Annotated in this window: 2 protein-coding genes; one reads left to right on the top strand and one right to left on the bottom strand. The window is 40.2% G+C overall.

Translation table 11 applies throughout. From position 1 onward, the window contains the following. Positions 1 to 1451 (bottom strand): InlB B-repeat-containing protein (locus tag RJ60_RS15205; RefSeq protein WP_146028967.1); only part of this gene is annotated, 1451 nt, incomplete at its 3' end. A 343-nt stretch (positions 1452 to 1794) separates the two neighbouring features. Here RJ60_RS15205 and RJ60_RS15200 point away from each other — a divergent pair. Then, positions 1795 to 2304 carry a hypothetical protein gene (locus RJ60_RS15200; RefSeq protein WP_099830981.1) on the top strand — a complete coding sequence of 170 codons (510 nt, stop codon included), beginning with the start codon at positions 1795 to 1797 and terminating at the stop codon, positions 2302 to 2304. Positions 2305 to 2419: the final 115 nt, after the last annotated feature.

Raw genomic sequence — 2419 nt, 5'->3', positions numbered from 1 at the left:
TTGGCCACAAGATTACAGTCCTTAGTGGCAACAAATGTGTAGACCGGCTCTTTGCTTACTTCAACTGCATCTTCTGTCCAGTTTATGAAGTACTTCCCTAGATTAGGAGTAGCAATAACAGTTACTTCTTCTCCATGTAAGAAGGCCCCGCCCCCGCTAACTGATCCACCATCTATGGGATTTACGTCTAGAGTGATAGAGTAAGTTAGCCGTCTAAAGTTAGCAACAAGTGTTCTGTCCGCGGTTGCAGTAAATGAATAACTGGTATCTGTGCTCACCTGCAATTCATTCTCAGTCCAGCCGATAAATTCATAACCGGTGTTGGCTGTTGCTATTATTTCAACGGAATCTCCATGATTAAAGTTGCCTCCTCCGCTCACTGTTCCGCCAGTCTCAGGGATAGCAGAGACGTCAATAGTGTAAAGCTTTAACTTGAACTCGCCGTGGATAGTGTGATTTCTGGTAACGTTGTCAAAATCGTAAGTATTCACAGCGCCAACGGATACTCCGTCAACGATTACTTCCTTTATTTCACAGCCTTGATCTGAAGCAATAGTGAATTGCTTATCTTCGCCATGTTTTACTTCAACAATTCCATAGGGTATTACGGTACCACCGACTCCTGCAGTTGCTGTTAGTGTATAGGTCTTCAACTTGAAATTCGCCACAAGAGCTCTATCCGCGTTAGCTGTAAAGGAATAACTTGCATTTGTGCTAACCCGCACTCCATTATCTGTCCAGTCAATAAATTCGTAGCCTTCATTAGCTGTGGCTGTCAGATTTACCTGAGTTCCATGAACATAGTTACCACTACCTGTTATGTTTCCCCCATCCGATGGATTCGAAGACGCTTCAATGAAATACTGAGGAATGAAGTAAATTGAATAGTTAGAAGCTGTAACTGCATCCTCCGCAGTTACTGTAACAAAAGCAGTACCGGGAAGCTCAAGAACCTGCGTTATAGTGATAGTTGCATTTGGGTCATTTGCAGTAGCTGAAATCGTTGGCAAATAAGTAGATCCCGCTGGAAGAATAACTTCGTAGTTCAATTTATCATTCTTAAATCCCGGAACGGGTATCGCATTATATTCAAGGGCCTTCAAAGAAGAATCATTGTTCTTCTGTACGGCGAAGTAGATGTGATACGTGGTCACAGTTTCACCATCCAAGGCAGTTACAATTATCTTAGTTGTTCCGGGAATTGTTTCCGCGTTAATCACTTCGATTGTTACGCCTTCGATATTTGGAACAGTGCTTATCGTAGGTACTTCAGTTGTTCCTCTTGGAAGCTCAATCGTATATTCTGTTATTTCTGGATCAAAATTTGGGACTGAAAGAGAATTAAACAATAAAGCCTTCAGAGTAGAATCTTTCATAGTCTGAATAGATGGACACCCAGCAAGCATGAAGAGAAGTACGAAAATCACAAAAAGAGAACTAACTCGTTTCACTCTTGGCCTCCTTAACGAACTGCTCTATTTATTGCGAATTATCAAAATGATAATTGTTTACGCTAAAAGGCTTCCTCTCACTGATAGCCAGCAATTTTCAGATTCAAAATCAAACCAATAACATAATTCAGATAATACATTTAAATTCTATCAAATGTTACATTGATTACAAAACAATTTAGTATTCAAATCTGAAATTCAGAGAAACGCTGTACCACTTTTTGATATATCAATTTCTGGTACAGCGACTCTCCCAGGCGCTAATTTAAACGCGGGTAAGAATGACTTTGAGTCGCACATTGAAGATATACAGGATACAATTGGCGCATTTGTAGGGCTGAAAATGGAGTTCAGTCTAGATTGGGACTCCGAATATTTTACCGGCCTTGACCTAGCCTGGAAAATCGCGCGAGGTGAAGATGCGTATATGGATGATAAGGCTACTAAACACAATCTGCGTCAATGGAAAGATAGCCTCGGACAGATGATACAAAAAAATGAAAATGCCAAGGTTAACGGCACCATCCTACCTAGAAGCTATGTTTTTCAGCCTCTAACGCGCAAGTATCTGTTTGATAATGTTGCTGATTACGCCATGATAATGGCAGAAGTAAGATTAAGCTCCATGCTTGACAACTTTTTGAGCATAACAGAAGCCAGACTACTTGGTGGTTTCAAGCAGCGAGAGAGTATTGTGCGCGAAATTCAAAGCGATTCGGTCAAATGGTTAATAGGCGCTGATGGCAATTACATGATTAAAGGCAAAGACTACATCAGCATACTAAAAGAGAGAAACAGATGGTACTGGACCGATAACGTTAAGCGAACAAAGGGCAGAAATAAAATCTCATAGTTTGAAGATTGTTTGGAGAAAGGAACAATTAGAACAACCATTTATAGAAACCAAAAAATAGAAAGAATGGTTTACCGACTTTCTTTTTTTAACTCTTGAGTTTATCACTTAATCT

The sequence above is a fragment of the Mesotoga sp. B105.6.4 genome, from assembly GCF_002896535.1.
In the GTDB taxonomy this organism is placed as follows: Bacteria; Thermotogota; Thermotogae; order Petrotogales; family Kosmotogaceae; genus Mesotoga.
The sequence above is the reverse complement of the archived record's forward strand: the minus strand, read 5'-3'. Positions and strand labels throughout refer to the sequence as shown.

Bases quoted from the DNA above. Each gene is read 5' to 3' on its own strand.
- RJ60_RS15200 (WP_099830981.1), top strand. From the start codon at position 1,795: ATGGAGTTCAGTCTAGATTGGGACTCCGAATATTTTACCGGCCTTGAC.